This window comes from Sulfurimonas sp. ST-25, assembly GCF_048079205.1.
In the GTDB taxonomy this organism is placed as follows: domain Bacteria; phylum Campylobacterota; class Campylobacteria; order Campylobacterales; family Sulfurimonadaceae; genus Thiomicrolovo; species Thiomicrolovo sulfuroxydans.
Genome location: NZ_CP182225.1, coordinates 520,237 through 537,954, shown reverse-complemented (window position 1 = coordinate 537,954; position 17,718 = coordinate 520,237). Strand labels below are relative to the sequence as shown.

General features: G+C 58.2%; 14 protein-coding genes. 6 read left to right on the top strand and 8 right to left on the bottom strand.

Features of this window, described 5'->3' with window-relative positions; genetic code table 11:
- The first annotated feature begins 203 nt into the window (after positions 1-203).
- The 5 genes from ACM66T_RS02675 (at position 204) to ACM66T_RS02655 (ending at position 5,353) form a co-directional block, all read left to right on the top strand.
- Positions 204-605 carry a TIR domain-containing protein gene (locus ACM66T_RS02675; protein WP_231020257.1) on the top strand — a complete coding sequence of 134 codons (402 nt, stop codon included), beginning with the start codon at positions 204-206 and terminating at the stop codon, positions 603-605.
- Between the two features lie 2 nt (positions 606-607).
- Positions 608-1,561 (top strand): caspase family protein, encoded by a 954-nt coding sequence (locus tag ACM66T_RS02670; protein ID WP_231020256.1) that lies wholly within the window; start codon positions 608-610, stop codon positions 1,559-1,561.
- Between the two features lie 43 nt (positions 1,562-1,604).
- On the top strand, positions 1,605-2,288 hold the full coding sequence (locus ACM66T_RS02665) for a hypothetical protein (RefSeq protein ID WP_231020255.1): 684 nt from the start codon (positions 1,605-1,607) through the stop codon (positions 2,286-2,288).
- A 333-nt stretch (positions 2,289-2,621) separates the two neighbouring features.
- Complete coding sequence (locus ACM66T_RS02660; RefSeq protein WP_416768751.1) at positions 2,622-4,355, top strand: protein adenylyltransferase SelO family protein; 1,734 nt, start codon at positions 2,622-2,624, stop codon at positions 4,353-4,355.
- 110 nt (positions 4,356-4,465) lie between these two features.
- Positions 4,466-5,353 carry a cache domain-containing protein gene (locus ACM66T_RS02655; RefSeq protein ID WP_416768750.1) on the top strand — a complete coding sequence of 296 codons (888 nt, stop codon included), beginning with the start codon at positions 4,466-4,468 and terminating at the stop codon, positions 5,351-5,353.
- Positions 5,354-5,376: 23 nt separating this feature from the next.
- Here the strand turns inward: ACM66T_RS02655 and ACM66T_RS02650 are convergent, their stop codons facing one another.
- The 8 genes from ACM66T_RS02650 to yajC form a co-directional block, all read right to left on the bottom strand.
- A complete protein-coding gene (locus ACM66T_RS02650; protein ID WP_416768749.1) occupies positions 5,377-8,361 on the bottom strand; it encodes a DEAD/DEAH box helicase in 2,985 nt (994 codons plus the stop codon).
- A gap of 67 nt (positions 8,362-8,428) precedes the next feature.
- Positions 8,429-9,610: a bifunctional folylpolyglutamate synthase/dihydrofolate synthase gene (locus tag ACM66T_RS02645; RefSeq protein ID WP_416768748.1), complete on the bottom strand. Its 1,182-nt coding sequence runs from the start codon at positions 9,608-9,610 to the stop codon at positions 8,429-8,431.
- On the bottom strand, positions 9,564-10,082 hold the full coding sequence (locus ACM66T_RS02640) for a hypothetical protein (RefSeq protein WP_416768747.1): 519 nt from the start codon (positions 10,080-10,082) through the stop codon (positions 9,564-9,566). Before ACM66T_RS02640 ends, ACM66T_RS02645 begins: the two co-directional genes overlap by 47 nt.
- A gap of 10 nt (positions 10,083-10,092) precedes the next feature.
- On the bottom strand, positions 10,093-12,540 hold the full coding sequence (gene leuS, locus ACM66T_RS02635) for a leucine--tRNA ligase (RefSeq protein WP_416768746.1): 2,448 nt from the start codon (positions 12,538-12,540) through the stop codon (positions 10,093-10,095).
- A 67-nt stretch (positions 12,541-12,607) separates the two neighbouring features.
- On the bottom strand, positions 12,608-12,946 hold the full coding sequence (locus ACM66T_RS02630; protein ID WP_231020248.1) for a DUF6394 family protein: 339 nt from the start codon (positions 12,944-12,946) through the stop codon (positions 12,608-12,610).
- A gap of 129 nt (positions 12,947-13,075) precedes the next feature.
- Positions 13,076-14,047: a protein translocase subunit SecF gene (gene secF, locus ACM66T_RS02625; protein WP_416768745.1), complete on the bottom strand. Its 972-nt coding sequence runs from the start codon at positions 14,045-14,047 to the stop codon at positions 13,076-13,078.
- Entirely contained in the window at positions 14,047-15,627 is a 1,581-nt protein-coding gene (gene secD, locus ACM66T_RS02620) for a protein translocase subunit SecD (RefSeq protein WP_416768744.1), read from the bottom strand. The genes secF and secD overlap by 1 nt, the downstream gene beginning before the upstream one ends.
- 120 nt (positions 15,628-15,747) lie before the next feature.
- Positions 15,748-16,014 (bottom strand): preprotein translocase subunit YajC, encoded by a 267-nt coding sequence (gene yajC / locus ACM66T_RS02615; protein ID WP_416768743.1) that lies wholly within the window; start codon positions 16,012-16,014, stop codon positions 15,748-15,750.
- Positions 16,015-16,195: 181 nt separating this feature from the next.
- Between yajC and malQ the strand changes: the two genes are divergently transcribed.
- Positions 16,196-17,671 (top strand): 4-alpha-glucanotransferase, encoded by a 1,476-nt coding sequence (gene malQ, locus ACM66T_RS02610; RefSeq protein ID WP_231020244.1) that lies wholly within the window; start codon positions 16,196-16,198, stop codon positions 17,669-17,671.
- The last annotated feature ends 47 nt before the right edge of the window (positions 17,672-17,718 follow it).

The following is a 17,718-nucleotide window of genomic DNA, read 5'->3' as shown; positions in this document are numbered from 1 at the left end:
CGCCCCGGCCGCCCGACAACGTCACCGATCATTGCTACTGTGAGATTTTTCATAATCGGCACTGCATCGCTTTGCGGGTCAATCCGGCTGCTTGCGTTGATATCACCATGTATCACATACCAACAGTTTGATTTTTTTTCATGATCAAAGGTTGTTTTACATAGAATATGCACTAATGAATAGTAGGTAAAAAAGGAAAAGTCATGTCAAAAACGTATAGATTGTTTATCAGTCATTCATGGGCCTATAGTGACGCATATGACAAGGTTGTTCAAATGATTGCGAATCAAGGGATTAGTTTTTACGATCACTCCGTCCCAAGACATGACCCAATTCATACAAATGGCACGGACAAGCAACTCAGAGAAGCGATTGATGCCAAAATCAAAGGAACTAGTTGCATATTGATCCTTGCTGGAGTATATTCAACATATAGCAAGTGGATAAACAAAGAAATTGACATTGCTGTCGCATATAGAAAGCCAATAATTGCTATCGAACCATGGGGTGCAGAAAAGACTTCGACAATTGTCAAAGATAACGCGGATGTAATTGTAAAATGGCAATCTAGCTCAATTGCAAAAGCAATTCGTGACTGGGGTTGAATATGAGAAAAGCATTAATTGTAGGAATTGACTACTATGAAAATCTTTCATCACTTTTTGGTTGCGTCAATGACTCATATGCAGTCAAAAGTATTTTAGAAAGACATAGTGATGGATCATTAAATTTTTCTGCTCGACATGAAACTGCATCTAACCCAACAAATGCAATTAGTCGAGCTAAATTAAAAGATAGTGTGGAAGAACTTTTCAAAGACGATAATGATATCGCACTTTTTTATTTTGCGGGTCATGGATATATTGAGAATACTGGTGGTTACCTTGTTACTTCTGAATGTACGCGTGGAGACGATGGCTTTTCACTTGACAACTTATTGACTATAGCTAATGACTCACCAGCTAAAAACAAGATCATAATTTTAGATAGTTGTCATTCAGGCATCGCAGGAACTCCAGCATCTACAGGAAACAGCGCTTTATTGAAAGAGGGTCTTACCATTTTAACGGCATCAAGCAGTACTCAGTATGCTGAAGAAAAAAATGGATCTGGAGTCTTTACAACTTTACTAGTTGATGCTTTAAACGGAAGTGCTTCAAACTTGGTTGGAGATATAACGCCTGGCAGTATTTACGCGCACATTGATCAGTCACTTGGTCCGTGGGAACAACGTCCAATATTTAAAACCAATGTAAAAACCTTCACCACTCTGAGAAAAGTACAACCACCAATCGCATTAACAGATCTCAAAAAAATTGTTGAGTTATTTGATGAACCAGGAGTTGAATTTGCTTTAGATCCTAGTTTTGAACCTGATAGTGACAATCCGGATGATGAAAACATTGAAAAGTTTAGAATTCTTCAAAAATATAATCGTATTAATTTAGTCGTTCCTGTGAAAGAAGAACATATGTACTATGCAGCAATGCATTCGACAGGTTGCAAATTGACGGCACTCGGTGTCCATTACTGGAATCTTGTCAATAATAACAGAATATAAATATGATTTTTTGGTATGCAAGTGAAAGAAAGTATTTGCCACAATGAAATTCCGCGATGAACAGAAGCTCAAAAAAGAATTAGATAAACAACATATCGAGAGCTATGAGCACAATCTTAGATTACATTACGATGCTATTCGAAAAGAATTGGACCTTTTACTAGGTTCCTCCATTCCACATCAATTTAATATAATCAAAACCATCCTTTGGCTCAATGTTGTTTTAATAGGCATCTCGTTCAAAGTTACAGAAAATGGCGCATTACTTTGGATTGTAATTCCATTTTTTGTTATGTCGCTTACGAGTATTTTAATAGCTCTTTTTGGAATGCGACTTGGAAAGTTTACTAATTATGGAGTAGATCAACGAATTTTTCTAATGTCCAAAATTCCTGATAATTCTTGGACAAAAACTCAAGGTCTTTTAACGATGATGCATGGTGCAGAACGTGCGGTTCGATATAATGGAATTAATATCATACGTAGAGCTAGATTAATTAGAAAAGCTGTTGTTACTACGATTCTATCATTGCTCTTATTACTAATACTAGCTGCAAGTACAATGATTACAATTCAGCAAAATGGAGAGAATATCATGGCAGATAAGAAAGAGAAGCCTACGAAGCCAATTGTTAAGCCAGGAACTGGCTATGGTCAACGTGGACTTGATAAAAAACCTTCTGAATCAATGGGTGGTGGTGACTCAAACAAGTCAAAAGGTAAATAACTTTTCCCCCATCTCTTCAGAGGTGGGATGAAGGTTAGGGTCACTCTAATTAAACGTCACAACACCTTCGGCTTCACCGTCCTAAGACAGTGCAGGATAGCCTTAATGATGTCGTCGTCTTTGCTATCTGCCGTGACATACTCTTTTGAACAGCCCTGCCAAATTCGACGACCCTGCTCCTTAAAGAAAAAACACCGAACGTTTGTACCAAACCTCATTAATAGCACTTTTTAGAATAGCCTGCAAAAATGCCCGTTTGAATATAGGGCACCTCCAAAGAGAGATAACCGAACCATTTTTGCATGCCCGTCGTGAAGGCTAAAGGAAACAAGTATGAAAGCAGCAATTGAAACCCCTACAGCGGTAAAGAGCCTTGACGATCTCGCAGCGCTGGCGGATTATTCGCTCATGGACACTCTGACCCCCGACCCCGATGCGACGGCGGACGGCGTTGACCACGCGCCGCGGCAGGTTTTCAGCGGGCATTATGTGCCCGTGAACCCTACGCCCATAGAAACCCCCGTGTACATCGCGCACAGCGAGACCTTTTTCCGCGAACTGGGCTTTAGCGACGCACTGGCGACCTCCGAGGATTTTATGCGGATGTTCTCCGGCGACAGTTCGCAGCTGCCGGAGCCGCTGCGCCGCCGGGGTTGGGCAACCGGGTACGCGCTCTCCATCTACGGGACCGAATACTACGAGCAGTGCCCCTTCCGTACGGGCAACGGCTACGGCGACGGCCGCGCGGTTTCCATCCTCGAAGCGGTCATAAAAGGGCAGCGCTGGGAGATGCAGCTCAAAGGCGGCGGCAGGACACCCTACTGCCGCGGTGCCGACGGCCGCGCCGTGCTGCGTTCCAGCATCCGCGAGTTTCTGGCGCAGGAGCATATGCACGCCCTGGGCGTAAAGACGTCGCGCTCGCTGAGCCTCTACACCTCGAAGACGGAGACGGTAGCAAGGCCGTGGTTCAACAACGGCTCCTACTCGCGAAACCCCGAAGTCATGCTCGAGGAGGCCGTGGCCATCACGACGCGGGTCGCCCCCTCGTTTATCCGGGTGGGCCAGGTCGAGCTTTTCGGCCGTCGGGCGCGCAAGAACGAGCACCCGCGGGCGATGGAGGAGCTCGAGCAGATCGTCCTGCACCTCATCGACCGGGAATACAGCGACACCATCGACGCCACTCTGCCCCTCCGGGACAAAGTGCTCCTGCTGGCAACCGCGTTCCGCGACCGTCTCACCACCCTGGTGGCCGAGTGGATACGCGTGGGCTACTGCCAGGGTAACTTCAACAGCGACAACACTGCCGCCGGCGGCTTTACCCTCGATTACGGCCCCTTCGGCTTCATCGAGATGTTCGACCCGCGCTACCAGCCGTGGACGGGCGGAGGAGACCACTTCTCCTTTCTGAACCAGCCCCAGGCTGCCGAGACGAACTTTGCCATGTTCTGCACCGCGCTGAAGCCGCTGCTGGCTGCCGATGAAAAGGCCGTGAACGAGCTGGACATGCTGACGCTCAGATTCGCACGAGCGATGCAGGGGAAAATGATCCCCATGTGGGCATCCAAGCTGGGACTGCGTAAGCTGGATGCACCGCTGTTCAATGAACTCATCACGCTGATGCTCGAGACGGGGGTGGATTACACCATCTTCTTCCGCGAACTCTCATCGGTGCCCGAAGATATCGCCCCGCTGACGAAGAGCTTTTACGGTGACGGGGTCAAAGATGCGGCGCTGCTGGAGCGCTGGAGCGAATGGCTGGAGAAGTGGAAGGGTGTCGTACAGGCGACCAACCCCGACGACATCAACGCCGCGTCGCCGGAATCCTGCGAAAAGCTCTCACGCCAAATGAAAGCCGTCAACCCCAAATTCACCCTGCGGGAGTGGTTCCTCGTCCCGGCCTACCAGCAGGCCGCCGACGGGGACTATACGCTTATCAAGGAGCTGCAGGCCGTCATGACGGACCCCTACGCCGAGCAGTCCGAAGCAGTAGCGGCGAAGTACTACCGCAAAAAGCCCACCGAGTACTTCGAGATCGCCGGCATCTCCCACGTCACCTGCTCCTCTTAAATAGGGAGGCGGGCATCCTCATGCCCTTCTCCGCTCCACTGCCTTTAGATACCTTTTAGCGGGATTGCCATACGATAAAAACTGCACACCTCAACACGGAGGCAGATACCATGAAAGTTCTACGGGGGATAAGAAGCGCGGCGTTGCTGCTTTTCATCTGGACGGCGGTGAACCTTGCCGCCGCGGAGCCGGTGGCGTACGAGCACAAGGAGACCCGCGACCTCGTCGCCTTTGTCCAGGCGGCGGCCGACGCCGTCGCCAAGGAGGGCGAAGCCGTCTTCCCCGCTTTTCGCCAAAAAGGCGGGAAGTGGTTCCGGGGCGACAGGTACGTCTTCGTCTGGGACCTCATGGGGAACCGCTACGTCTATCCGCCCGATCTTGCGCATGAGAAGCGGAACCTCATCGGGCTCGAGGACATCGGGGGCAAGCCGATCGGGCGGATGATCGTCGATGCGGCCGAGAGCAAAGCGGGCAGAGGGTGGGTCCACTACCAGTGGAACCGCCCGGGAGAGACAGCGCCCGTCTGGAAATCCACCTACATCATGCGAAGCAAAGCCCCCTCCGGCAGGGTCTACCTCGTCGGCAGCGGCAACTACAAAAGCGTGATGGAAAAGGCGTTCCTGGTCGATGAAGTCAACGCCGCCGTCGCCCTGCTTCAAAAGGAGGGAAAGGCCGCCTTTAAAACCCTGCGCGACAAGAAGAGCCGCTTCTATTTCCACGACACCTACGTCTTCGTCACCTCCGCTTCCGGCGTCGAACTGGTCAACCCGGCCTTTCCCGGCATCGAGGGGCGCAACGTCCTGACGATCACGGACATAAAAGAGAAGGCCATCGCGCGGGAGTACATCGACCTGGCGATGCTCAAAGGAGAGGGGTGGGTCTCCTACTACTGGCCCCGCCCGCAGGCCCCGCAGATCCCCGTCCAGAAGATCACCTATGTCAAAAAGGTCGTGGTGGAAGGCGAACCCCTCATCGTCGGGGCGGGGGTATACGAATAAGCGTACGGGAAGCCGCTGCGTTCTTACAGCACCTTCGGTTTCGCCGTGCGCAGGTAGTGCAGCACGGCCTTGATGATGTCGTCGTCGTCTTTGCTCTCAGAAGTGACGAACTCTTTTGAGCCGTTGAGGTATTCGATGGTGATGTTCTGGCCGTAGGAGCTGAGCATCTTGATGTGCTTCTCCAGCCCCATCAGCTTGATGACCATCAACTCGAAGAACTGCTTGGTCGGGCCGTCCGGGCGTCCGAAGCGCTCCGTGACCTCCTCCTCGATCTCGTAGACCTCCGTCGGGTTCTCGCAGAGGCTGAGGCGGCGGTAGAGCTCCAGGCGCAGGCGGTCCTCGGCGACGAGCTCGTCGCTGATGTAGGCGCTGACGGCGAGCTTGAGGTCCACCTTCGCCTTGGGCGTCTCCTTCTTGTTGCTCAGCTCCTTGATGGCGTCCTCGAGCATCCGCAGGTAAAGAGAGTAGCCGATGTTCTTGATGTGCCCGCTCTGCGCGTCGCCCACGAGATTCCCCCCGCCCCGGATTTCCAGGTCATGGTAGGCGAGCACGGAGCCGCTGCCGAGGAAGGAGTTGGACTCAAGGGCGACGAGGCGCTTCTTCGCCTCCTCGGTAATGAGCTCCTTGTCCTCGACGATGAAGTAGGCGAACCCCTCCGTATGGCCCCGGCCGACGCGGCCGCGCAGCTGGTGCAGGTCGGCGATGCCGAAGCGGTCGGCCCCGTCGATGATCATCGTGTTGACCCGCGGCATGTGGATGCCCGACTCGATGATGGAGGTCGCCAGCATGAGGTCGTACTCGCCTGATTGGAACTTCAGCAGCTGCTTCTCCGTCTCGACCGCGCCGACCTGCGAATGCAGCATGAGGATGCGAAGGTCGGGGAGGATCGCCTTGAGCTCCCCGAGCTTGATGGGCATATGGTCAATGGAGTTGTAGACGTAAAAGACCTGCCCGCCCCGGCGCAGCTCCCGCAAAATGACCTCTTTGACGAGTTTCTCGTCGTAGGCCTTGACGAAGGTGCGCACCCCCTGCCGTTCGCCCGGCGGGGTCATGAGGGTGCTGAGCGTCTTGATGGAAGAGAGCGCCTGGTTGAGGCTGCGCGGAATCGGCGTGGCACTCATGGTGAGCAGGTGCGTCTTCTCGTAGAGGGTTTTGAGCTTCTCTTTCTGCTTGACCCCGAACTTGTGCTCTTCGTCGATGACGACGAGGCCCAGCTTGGCGAACTTCGTCCCGAAGAGCGCGTGGGTGCCGACGACCATGTCGATGCTCCCTTCCGCCAACCCCGCCTCGACGGCCTTCTTCACCTTGGGGGTGACGAAGCGGTCGATCTTGGCGATGTGGAAGTCATACTCGGCGAAGCGCTCCTTGAGCGAGGCGAAGTGCTGGGAGCTGAGCAAGGTCGTCGGCACGATGACGGCCGACTGGTACCCCGCGGAGGCCGCGGCGAACATCGCGTTCATCGCCACCTCGGTCTTGCCGAAACCGACGTCCCCGCTGAGGAGCCGGTCCATGACGTGGCCGCTGCCGATCTCGGCAATGATCTCGGCGATGGAGCGTGCCTGGTCCTCGGTGTACTCGAAGCCCGCCTCCGCCTGGAACGCCACCAGCTTTTTGGCGTCCGTCTCGATAACGGGGGCGCTGATGAGCGCGCGCTGGGCAGCGGTGTTGACGATCTCCGAAGCGATCTCGAAAAGGCGCTTCTTGACCTTCTCTTTGAGGCGGCCGAAGCTCCCCTTGCCCAGGCGGTCGAGCACCGGCGGCGCCCCGGCGCCCGCGATGTAGCGGTCGATGGCGTCGAGGTTCTCCACCGGCAGCAGGACGCGCTCGTCGCCCTGGTACTTGATGGCGATAAAGTCGCGCACGGAGCCGAGGATCTCCGCCTGCTCGATGGCCTCGAAGATCCCGACCCCATGTTCCTCGTGCACAACGTAGTCGCCGGGCTTGAGGTCGTCGAGGAGCAGGCTGCTCTTGCGGCGGCGCTTTTTGCGCACCGGCTTGTTCAGGGAGATGATGAGCTCGGTGTCGGTAATGAGGTTGACGATCTCGCCGGAGCGCTTTACCGTCATCCCCTTCGTGTCGAAGATACCCGCCTGCTTGAGCTGCGCGTCGCTGCTGGCGATAATGGTCACCTTCTTGTTCGGGTGGACCTCCAGCAGGGTTTTGACGTCGGTGACCGCGAGGGCCTTTACGCGGTCATCTTCGGGAATAAGCACGACGGATTCAAAATCCGTTGCTTCTACCTGCGGGGTGTTGAGGGTGTAGGCCTCGCCGATCATCGCGTCGAGGCGTTTGACGGCGGCGACCTTTTTGCCCTCCAGGAAGTTCTCTGCATCGTCGCCGAGGTACCAGAAACCAAGCGAGTCGATGTCCTTGACGAAGCTGTCGCTCGTTGAGGCTTCGACGGCGGCAACGATGCGCTCGTACCCGGCCTCGTCGAAGGCGTAGGGGGCGCTGTGCAGCTCGAACCCCTCCAGCTCTTCGCCGACGGTGCGCTGGGTCTCTACCTCGAAGGCCTTGATCTGCTCGATCTCGTCGTCGAAGAGGGAGATGCGATAGGGGCTCTCTGTGCCGGGGGCGAAGACGTCGATGATGTCGCCGCGGAAGGAGACCTCCCCCTCCATCTCCACGAGGTCGACGAAGCTGTAGCCCCAGTGCAGCAGCTCCGTTTTGAGGGCTGCGAGGTCGAGGCGGTCGCCGAAGGCGATCTGCTTCGTGCGCAGCAGGTTCGGTTTGGGCAACGGGAAGAGGAGGCTCTTGAAGGGGGCGATGACGAGGGGCTTCTTGGGTGCCTCGTAGTAGCGGCGCAGCGCCTCGGCCATCTGGCTCAGCTCTTCGCTGAAGGGGCGGAGGTCGTCAAGCCAGGTCGCGCGGAAATCGGGAAGGACGACCGCCTCGATCGCCTTGAATCGGCAGAGGTCATGCAGCTGCTGCGCTTCGGCGGCATCTTCGCAGATAAAGACGTCGGGGAGGCTACCCTTTTTCAGGTAGGCGTAGAGCTTGGCCTGCATACTCAGCGTGCCGTATCGTTGCGGAGGGTTTTCGGCGCTATGCGCAGGGGCGCCGTCACTGTATGGTTCATTTCAATCCCGTCATTTTTATAAAGGCCTCCGCCACGCTGAACGAGCCGAAGACCAGGTACATTTTCTGTGCCTGCACCCCTTCGAAAGAGGCGTAGGGGATCTGGAGCGCTTCGAGCGCCCCGACGAGCGCCTCGCGGGCGGCGGCACGTTCGCTCTGCACCTCGATCAGCTCGACGCGCTCGATGTTTTCGCGGAGCGCGGCGAGGATGGATGCGTAGTCCTTGTCGCCGTAGCTGTTGTAGACGAGGACGACCTTCTGCGCCCCGAGCTCGCGTGCAATGGCACGGGCGGCGAGGACGTTGTGGCCCACGTCGAGCAGAACGTTCGGGGCGATCCGCGAGAGGCGGCCGAAAAGCGGCGCGCTGAAGCTCTCTGCGTCGAAGGGGACGCCGAGCACTTGCATCGCGCTCGCGGCGAGTGTGAGGTTGTCGCGGAGGTACGCCGGCAGTGCCAGCGCTTCCGCCCTCTTTTGAAGCGCCATTATAGCATCTTCGTCTAACAGCCGTTCACAGCGCAGCAGTGTCGCCCCCCGCTCGGCGGCGATCTCCGAGGCGATGGCGTAAACCTCCTCGTGGGGCTGCAGGCCGAGAATAACCGTCGGCCCCATCGCCCGCAGTTTCGTGGCGGCGATCGCTTCGATGGTGTCGCCCAGGAATGCCTGGTGGTCAATGTCGATGGGAGTGACGAGGGTGAGGGTTTTCTCAAAGACGGCGGTCGCGTCGAACTCGCCGCCGAGGCCCGCTTCCATAACGACGTAGTCGCAGGACTCATAGAGCGCCGCGGCCATCAGGGTCGTGAATTCGAAGTAGCTCAGCGCCTCGGCCGTCTCTGCGTCCAGCCACCCCATCACCTTCTCAAAAGCGCCCTGCAGCTGCGCGTCGTCGGCGTCGCTGCCGTTCAGCCAGAGGCGTTCGTTGAAGCGCAGGATGTGGGGGGAGGTGTAGTGGCCGACGCTGTAACCGGCATGCAGAAGCGCCGAAGCGAGGAAGCGCCCCGTCGTCCCCTTGCCGTTGGTGCCGACGAGGTGGATGATCTTGGGCAATGTGACTCGGGATTTTACCTGTTCCCAGGCCCGCGGCATCCGCTCCAGGTCGATCTTGTCGTAGTAGAGCGGTTTCGCGTCGAGAAACTCAGCGTACTTCAGCAGAGGCCCCCTCGCCCGCGACCTGGGCGACAAAGCTGTCGAGCGCCTTCTCCGAGCCGTACTTGATCGCTTCGAAGCGGACAAGGTCGGAGATGATGGCGTTGGGTTCGATGGTAAAGAGGTAGCTACCCCGCGCGTTGTAGCGGCGCGTCTGCTCCCCGTGCTCCCGGTCGATGTCGAGGGTGACGATGGCGCGGTAGGCGACGATGTAGCCGTTGGTGTCGTACTGCACCGGATTGAAAACGACCTTCCGCAGGGAGATGACTAGGTGGGTGCTGGCATGCGCCTCGTCGGTCAGGCGGGTGCGGAAGCGGTTGACGACGGCCTCGTCGAGGGCGTCTTTGATGTAGACGGTGTTGTCCGGGTCCTGCATGGAGATGACGATCTTCGTGCTCACACTCTCCTGCAGCACCGGCTTGACGGCCCGGCTCGTCGGCCGATAACCGCAGCCCGCCAGCAGCGCCGCGGCGATCAGTACCGAACCAATCCGCTGCAATCCACCCATAATCTTTTCCTTACTTGACGACGATGTTGACGAGCTTGTTCGGCACGACGATCTCTTTGACGACCGTCTTGCCCTCGAGCCACTGCGGGATGATCGCCTTGGCGGCTTCGATCATCGCCTCTTTGGACGCATCCGGCGCCACGTCGATCTGGCCGCGGTTCTTACCGTTGACGGAGACGCCCAGGGTGATCGTATCGAGAGCGAAGACCTCCTCTTTGACGATCTGGGCTCCCAGGTTCTTGCGGCCGAAGAGACGGTCGCTGATCTCCCAGCAGACGTGCGGGACGATGGGCTCCATTAGTGAGGTGAGGACCCAGTACGCTTCCGTCCAGACCGCTTCGTTCTCCTGGTCATTGAGGGCGTTCATCGCCTCCATTACCCCGGCGATCATCGTGTTGAAAGTGTAGCGTTCGCCGAAGACGTCGTTGGCGCGGGCCAGCGCTTCGTAGACCTTCTTGCGCGCCGCTTTCTCCTCTTTGGAGAGGGCGGCGTGGTCGATCTCGGGGAGGGTGTCCGTCACGGCCGCTTTTTCGCTGCGGTCATAGAAACGGCGCAGGAAGCGGTAGGCCCCCTCGACGGCGCTGTCGTTCCACTCCAGCTCCTGGGTCGGCGGCGCGGCGAAAAGGATGAAGAGGCGGGCCGTGTCGGCGCCGTACTTCTCGATGAGGGCGTCCGGGTCGACGGTGTTGCCCTTGGACTTGCTCATCTTCGCGCCGTCTTTGAGGACCATCCCCTGGGTGAGCAGCCGCTCGAAGGGCTCCTTGACGTCGACGTAGCCGAGGTCGCGCAGCGCCTTGGTAAAGAAGCGGCTGTAGAGCAGGTGCAGGATGGCGTGCTCGATCCCGCCGATGTAGTGGTCGACGTTCATCCAGTAGGCGAGCTCCTCCTTGTCGAAGGCCTCTTTTTCCCAGGTAGCGCGTCCCGCCGTGTAGCGCAGGAAGTACCACGACGACTGGATAAAGGTGTCCATCGTATCGGTTTCGCGCTCGGCCGCGCCGCCGCACTTGGGACAGCTGCACTGCTTCCATGTGGGGTGGTGCTCCAGCGGGTTCCCCTCGCCGGTGATCTCAACGTCGTCGGGGAGTTCGACCGGCAGGTTCTCTTTTTTCTCCGGGACGATCCCGCAGGTCGGGCAGTGAATGAGCGGGATCGGGGCACCCCAGTAGCGTTGGCGGCTGATGCCCCAGTCTTTGAGGCGGTAGTTCGTCACCCGCTTGCCGATGCCCTCGTTTTCGAAGTGGGCGATGATCGCCTCTTTCGCCGCGTCGCTCATCATCTCGCTGAATGCGCCGGAGTTGAAGAGCATGCCCGGTTCCGTCATCGCCTTGCCTTCGACGACGCCCGCCTCAGGGTGGGCGATGACCGGGATGATCGGCAGGTCGTACTTCGTCGCGAAGTCGTAGTCGCGCTCGTCGTGGGCCGGGACGGCCATGACGGCGCCGGAACCGTAATCCATCAGGACGAAGTTCGCGACCCAGACCGGCACCGGTTTGCCCGTGAGCGGGTGCACGACATTGATGCCGAGGGCGACGCCGTGCTTCTCTTTCTGGCGGTCGATGGAGCTGCTGTTCTTCATCGCGTTGATCTCGGCGGCCGTCTCCGTGGAGAGCAGGCCGTTGTCGATCATGTAGGTGACCAGTTCGTGCTCCGGCGCCAGGGCCGTATAGCTGACGCCGTAGATCGTATCGGGGCGGGTCGTATAGACCTCGAAGCCCTCGAACGCGTCACGCAGGCGCTTCTTGGAGTGCTCTTCGAGGTGCAGGGTAAACTCGAGCCCGCTGCTGCGGCCGATCCAGTTCTCCTGCATGGAGAGGACCTGCTTCGGCCACCCCTTCTCCAGCTGTTCGAGGTCGTCGATCAGCTCGTCGGCGTAGTCGGTGATGCGGAGGTAGTACTGGTGCATCTCTTTTTTGACGATCGGGGTGTCACAGCGCCAGCAGCAGCCGTCGACGACCTGCTCGTTGGCCAAAACGGTGAGGTCGTGCGGACACCAGTTGAGGAAGGCCTTCTTGCGGTAGAGCAGCCCCTTTTCGAAGAGGTCGATGATGAAGCCCTGCTCGAACTTCGTGTAGAGCGGGTCGGAAGTGGCGAACTCGCGCTCCTTGGAGAAGGAGAGCCCCAGGGTGGCGAGCTCTTTGCGCATGTAGTCGATGTTCTCGTAGGTCCACTTCTTCGGGTGTACCCCGTGCTTGATCGCCGCGTTCTCCGCCGGCATCCCGAAACTGTCCCATCCGATGGGGTGCAGGACGTTCAGGCCCTGCTGGCGGTAGTAGCGCGCGAAAGCGTCGCCGATGGTGTAGTTACGCACGTGCCCCATGTGGATGCGCCCCGACGGGTAGGGGAACATGCTGAGGACATACTTTTTGGGTTTCGTAAGATCATCAGAGGGTTCAAAACTGCGCTCTGCGTCCCAGAACGCCTGCCACTTGGTTTCGATATCGGACGGGTTGTATTGCAAGGTAACTCCTCGAAGCGGTGCGATCCGCCTCACTGTATTTCGGAAATCGGCGCCGTGGCGCCTACTGTTAGTACTCTTCTCTTGTTTTGGAGCTTTCGATATAGACCAGGCCCATGGAGAAGACGTTGGCAATCAGGGCGCCGATGGTCAGGGCGACCGCGATGTCCATGTTGCCGACGACGACAAGGTAGATGAACGCCGGGATCAGGTGCAGGTCCGCCACGAGCGAACTGGCGAGCAGTTCGGCCGAAAGCAGGTTGCGCACCCCGATCTTGAGGATCGTCGACACGAGGTTCAGGCTCGCCGCGACGAAGAGGGAGACGGGACCGTGCTCATAGAGGAAGCCCGCCGTCGACGTCAGACTCATCAGCGTAAAAAAGACGTAGATTACTTTACCCCAATCCATAGATAGCTCCTTTTTGGGCTAATTTTACCATTAACCCTGGTCTACGAAAATGCCGAAAGCATTTTTGTGCTTTAGTGGCATAGCGCCAAGCGTAGGCATACGGGACTTTGTTCCGGATGCCGTTCCTAATTAAACGGTCCCCTGTTCGTACATGGCGCGCATCTTCTCTTTTTCGGCGCGGCGTCTGGCCGCTTCGGCCAGTTTCGTACGGTAGTTGCCGACATTGAAGCCGAACCACATCAGAATCGGCGAGGCGACAAAGATGGAGGAGTAGGTCCCCACGATGATGCCCACCAGCAGCGTAAAGGCGAAGGCGTGGATGATCTCCCCGCCGAACATGAAGAGCGTCAGGACAACGAAGAAAGTCGTCAATGACGTCAGCGTCGTACGCGACAGGGTCTTCGTGACCGACTCGTTGATGACGTCGGCGAGCTCGATACTCTTCGACGCCGTCACCCCTTCGCGGATGCGGTCGAAGACGATGATCGTGTCGTTGAGCGAGTAGCCCAGCAGGGTCAGCAGTGCCGCCAGGACGTCAAGGTTGACGTCGATCGCGAAGAGCGAGATCGCCCCCAGCGCGATGGAGACGTCGTGGATCAGGGCCGCGATAGAGGCGACGGCAAAGCGCCATTCGAACCGCACAGCAACGTAGATCAGGATCCCCAGGATCGCCAGCAGCATCGCCATGACGCCCTTTTCGCGCAGTTCGCTACCGACTTTCGGCCCGACGATGTCGACCCGGCGGACTTCGAAGCTGCCCGTGCCTTTGAGGGCCTCGCGCGTCACGTCGCCCATGTCGGACTGGACGTCCTTGCTGGAGGTCTTGAGGCGGATGATGATCTCTTCGGGGGAACCGAATTCGGTGATCTGCGCCCCCTCGTAGAGCGGGTTGGCGGCCAGCGTGTCACGGACCGTGTCAATAGGCGCAGCACCTTCGTACTTGACCTGAACGATCGTACCGCCGGCGAAGTCGATGCCGTAGTTGAGCCCCTTCATCGCCAGGACGCCCCAGGAGAGGAGGACCAGGATCACGGAGACCGCGATGGCGATCTTCGACCGGCCCATAAAGTTGATGGTTTTCGTCTGTCTGAAAAATTCCATTATGCAGCCGCCTTCTTTTTACTGATGCCGAACCAGAGGCTGACGTTCTTGCTCTTGGCAATGCGTGTCTCAAGCATCTCGTAGATGCCGTGGGTTCCCAGGATCGCCGTCAGCATGGAGGCGAGGATACCGATGCTGATCGTGATCGCGAAGCCCTTGATGGCCCCCGTACCGTAGACATAGAGGACGACGGCCGCGATCAGGGTCGTGATGTTCGCGTCGAGGATGGCGCGCATCGCGTTGGCGTACCCCTCTTCGATCGCCTTGTGGATGGAGACGCCCTGGTAGAGCAGTTCGCGGATCCGTTCGGAGATGATGACGTTGGCGTCCACCGCCATACCGACGGTCAGGACGATACCCGCCATCCCCGGCAGGGTCAGCGTCGCGCCGAACATCGCCATCACGGCGATGATGAGGAAGAGGTTCGCCACCAGTGCGATGTTCGCGATAATCCCCGCCATCTTGTAGTAGACGATCATGAACGCGAAGACGAGGACGAAACCGCCGATCAGCGCGATCAGGCTCGCCTGGATGCTGTCGGCACCGAGGCTCGGACCGACGGAGCGTTTCTCCAGCATGAAAATCGGGGCCAGCAGGGCACCGGAGCGCAGCGCGATCGCGAGGTCCTGGGCCTGCTCGACCGTGTAGTTCCCGCTGATCTGGCCGTGACCGCCGCCGATGCGTTCGTTGATGACCGGCGCGGAGTAGACCTGGCCGTCGAGGACGATGGCGAGGTGGTTGCCGACGTTTTTGCCGGTAAAGTCGCCGAAGATCTGCGCACCCTCGGAGTTGAGCGAGAAGTTGATAACAGGCTGGTTGTTCTGGTTGAACGCCACCTGGGCGTCTGTGAGCATGGAGCCGTCGAGAATGGGGATCTCGCGGACAAGGTACTTGCCGCCCGCCTTTTCCGCATCAGGAAGAACAACGTCGCCGAAGCGCGCCGCCTCCGCAGACGTCATCGTATAGGCGCGCATCTTGCGCTCTTCATCCACCGCCATCAGCTCGAGCTTCGCGGCGCGGGAGATCAGCTCGCGTGCACGCTGCTCCTCTTCGGCGCTCTTGATCCCCGGCAGTTCGACGAGGATGTTGTCGACGCCCTGGCGCGCGACCGTCGGCTCGGCAAGGCCGAACTGGTCGAGGCGGTTGCGGATCGTCTCGATCGCCTGGTCGACCGCCTGCTTCTGGGTCTTCTGCACCGCTTCGGGCGTCAGGGAGATGTGGTAGTTCTCGCCGTCGTGGACGATCTTGCCCCCCTCGATCTCGGCGAGCATCTTGTCCATTGCCGGCGCGTCGTCGCTGTCAAGCAGCGTGAAACGGACCGATTCGTCGTCGGCGGTGAGACCGTCGATCAGCACCTCTTCGCGTTCGCTGAAGTGGTTGATCCCCGAAGCGATCGCCTTGAGGCGGGAGCTCACGGCCTCTTCGGTCTTGACGCCGAGCAGCATGTGCAGACCGCCCTGCAGGTCAAGCCCGAGGGTGATCTTCGTACCTTTATCCGTCTGCAGCAGCGACGGGATGGAAAAAACCACCCCGAATAGGATCGCTGCGGCGAAGACGAGTACTCTAAAGTTCAGTTTCATTTACATCCTCTCAAAAAGCTACCGGCCGCATGCATACCCCAAAAGGCACTTCCATATCTGGCACACAACGGTAACGCGGTCTCCGGGCAAAAGCCCCGGGGACCTAAACGAACAGGCGGGTTACGCCTCGTCCTCGTATTTGCGCGCGACGGCGTCTTTGGTCAGTTTGACGGTCACGTTATCGGCCAGTGTCACGGTGAAAAAAGTCTCTTCCACTTTCTTGACTTCGGCGATCAGGCCGCCGGAAGTGACGATCTTGTCCCCTTTTTTCAGGTTCTCGACCATCTCTTTGTGCTTCTTCGCCTGCTGCTGCTGCGGGCGGATGATGATGAAGTACATGATCGCGATCAAAAAGATAAAGGGCAGTAACTGCGAGATGATTTCCATTGAGTGTTTCCTTCTGTAAACGGGGCCACGCCCCAAAATTCGTGCCATTATACTAAAGGGCACCTCTTAGAATGCTGTACTACACAGCCGTATTACACGATCGGTCATTTGCCGCACGTTTCAGGAGTTCGTATCTGCTATAATCCGCAGTAAAGAACATCCACGATTCAAGGACCCGCTTATGATGCCGCGCGCCGCCGGACTCCTGCTCCACCCCACTTCCCTGCCCGGCCCCTACGGCATCGGCACCCTCGGCAGCATCGCGCGCCGGTGGGTCGACCGGCTCGGCGCTGCGGGAGTCGGCTACTGGCAGATCCTGCCGCTGGGCCCGACGGGCTTCGGACACTCCCCCTACCAGTGCTACTCCGCCTTTGCCGGCAACGCCCTGCTGATCGACCCGGACCTCCTTGTCGACACGGGCTTCCTAAAGGCGGACGAACGCCCGCCCCGCTCGGCCGAGGGCTCCGCCGTCGATTTCGATACGGTCATTGCGCGCCATACGGCGATGCTGGAAAGCGCCCACGCCCGCTTCCGTCCGACGAAGGCTTTCGACGCCTTCTGCACCGCCCACGCAGCCTGGCTGGACGACTACGCGCTTTTCATGGCGCTGAAGAGCTATTTCAACGAACGGGTCTGGAACGACTGGCCCGAAAACATCCGCCTGCGCGAGCCGGAGACCCTGGCCTACTACGCGAATATTCTCAAGGACGAAACAGGCTACCACCGTTTCGTGCAGTACTGCTTCTACACCCAGTGGGAGGTGCTGCGGGAGTACGCGAACGCGAAGGGGGTCAGGATCATCGGCGACCTGCCCATCTACGTCGCCATGAACAGCGCCGACGTCTGGGCCCACCCCGAGTACTTTCAGCTCGATGACGACCTGCAGCCCACAGCGGTCGCAGGGGTGCCGCCGGATTACTTCAGCGCTACGGGCCAGCGCTGGGGCAACCCGCTCTTTGAGTGGGAGCGTATGGAGCAGGAGGGGTATGAGTGGTGGATTGCACGCCTGAAGGGGTCGCTGGAACTGTTCGACTGGGTACGCATCGACCATTTCCGCGGGTTCGAGTCCTACTGGTCCGTTCCCGCCGACGAAGAGACGGCGATCAACGGCGAGTGGATCACCGGGCCGGGGGGCAAGCTCTTCGATGCGTTCCGCAGCGCCCTCGGCCGCGACCTGCCCATCATCGCCGAGGACCTCGGCATCATCACTCCCGAAGTGGAAGCGCTGCGCGACGACTACGCCCTGCCGGGGATGAAGATCCTGCAGTTCGCCTTCGGCAGCGATGCCGGCAATCCCTACCTGCCCCACAACCATATCCAGAACTGCGTCGTCTACACGGGCACCCACGACAACGACACGACCAACGGCTGGTTCTATGCGGCCCCGCCGGAAGAGGCCGAACGCGCCCATACGATGCGCTACCTTCACTGCCCCTGGGAGGCGTTTCACGAAAGCCTCAACCGCACGGCGCTCGCCAGCACGGCCAACCTCGCGGTACTGCCGCTGCAGGATCTGCTGGGGCTGGGCTCGGATGCGCGCATGAACACCCCCGGCACGGCCGAGGGGAACTGGCGCTGGCGTGTGACGCCGCAGCAGCTCGAAGAAGCCCCATGGGAAGGACTGAAAAGCATGATCGAACTTTACGGAAGGTCCTGACATATGCTTTTTAGCACCGGACAAAGCACGCTTTTCAAAACGACCCG

Coding starts and splice junctions, on each gene's coding strand:
- yajC (WP_416768743.1), bottom strand. CDS start 16,014: ATGGAAATCATCTCGCAGTTACTGCCCTTTATCTTTTTGATCGCGATC.
- ACM66T_RS02630 (WP_231020248.1), bottom strand. CDS start 12,946: ATGGATTGGGGTAAAGTAATCTACGTCTTTTTTACGCTGATGAGTCTG.
- ACM66T_RS02670 (WP_231020256.1), top strand. CDS start 608: ATGAGAAAAGCATTAATTGTAGGAATTGACTACTATGAAAATCTTTCA.
- malQ (WP_231020244.1), top strand. CDS start 16,196: ATGATGCCGCGCGCCGCCGGACTCCTGCTCCACCCCACTTCCCTGCCC.
- ACM66T_RS02665 (WP_231020255.1), top strand. CDS start 1,605: ATGAAATTCCGCGATGAACAGAAGCTCAAAAAAGAATTAGATAAACAA.
- ACM66T_RS02660 (WP_416768751.1), top strand. CDS start 2,622: ATGAAAGCAGCAATTGAAACCCCTACAGCGGTAAAGAGCCTTGACGAT.
- secF (WP_416768745.1), bottom strand. CDS start 14,047: ATGGAATTTTTCAGACAGACGAAAACCATCAACTTTATGGGCCGGTCG.
- secD (WP_416768744.1), bottom strand. CDS start 15,627: ATGAAACTGAACTTTAGAGTACTCGTCTTCGCCGCAGCGATCCTATTC.
- ACM66T_RS02655 (WP_416768750.1), top strand. CDS start 4,466: ATGAAAGTTCTACGGGGGATAAGAAGCGCGGCGTTGCTGCTTTTCATC.
- ACM66T_RS02650 (WP_416768749.1), bottom strand. CDS start 8,361: ATGCAGGCCAAGCTCTACGCCTACCTGAAAAAGGGTAGCCTCCCCGAC.
- ACM66T_RS02640 (WP_416768747.1), bottom strand. CDS start 10,082: ATGGGTGGATTGCAGCGGATTGGTTCGGTACTGATCGCCGCGGCGCTG.
- ACM66T_RS02675 (WP_231020257.1), top strand. CDS start 204: ATGTCAAAAACGTATAGATTGTTTATCAGTCATTCATGGGCCTATAGT.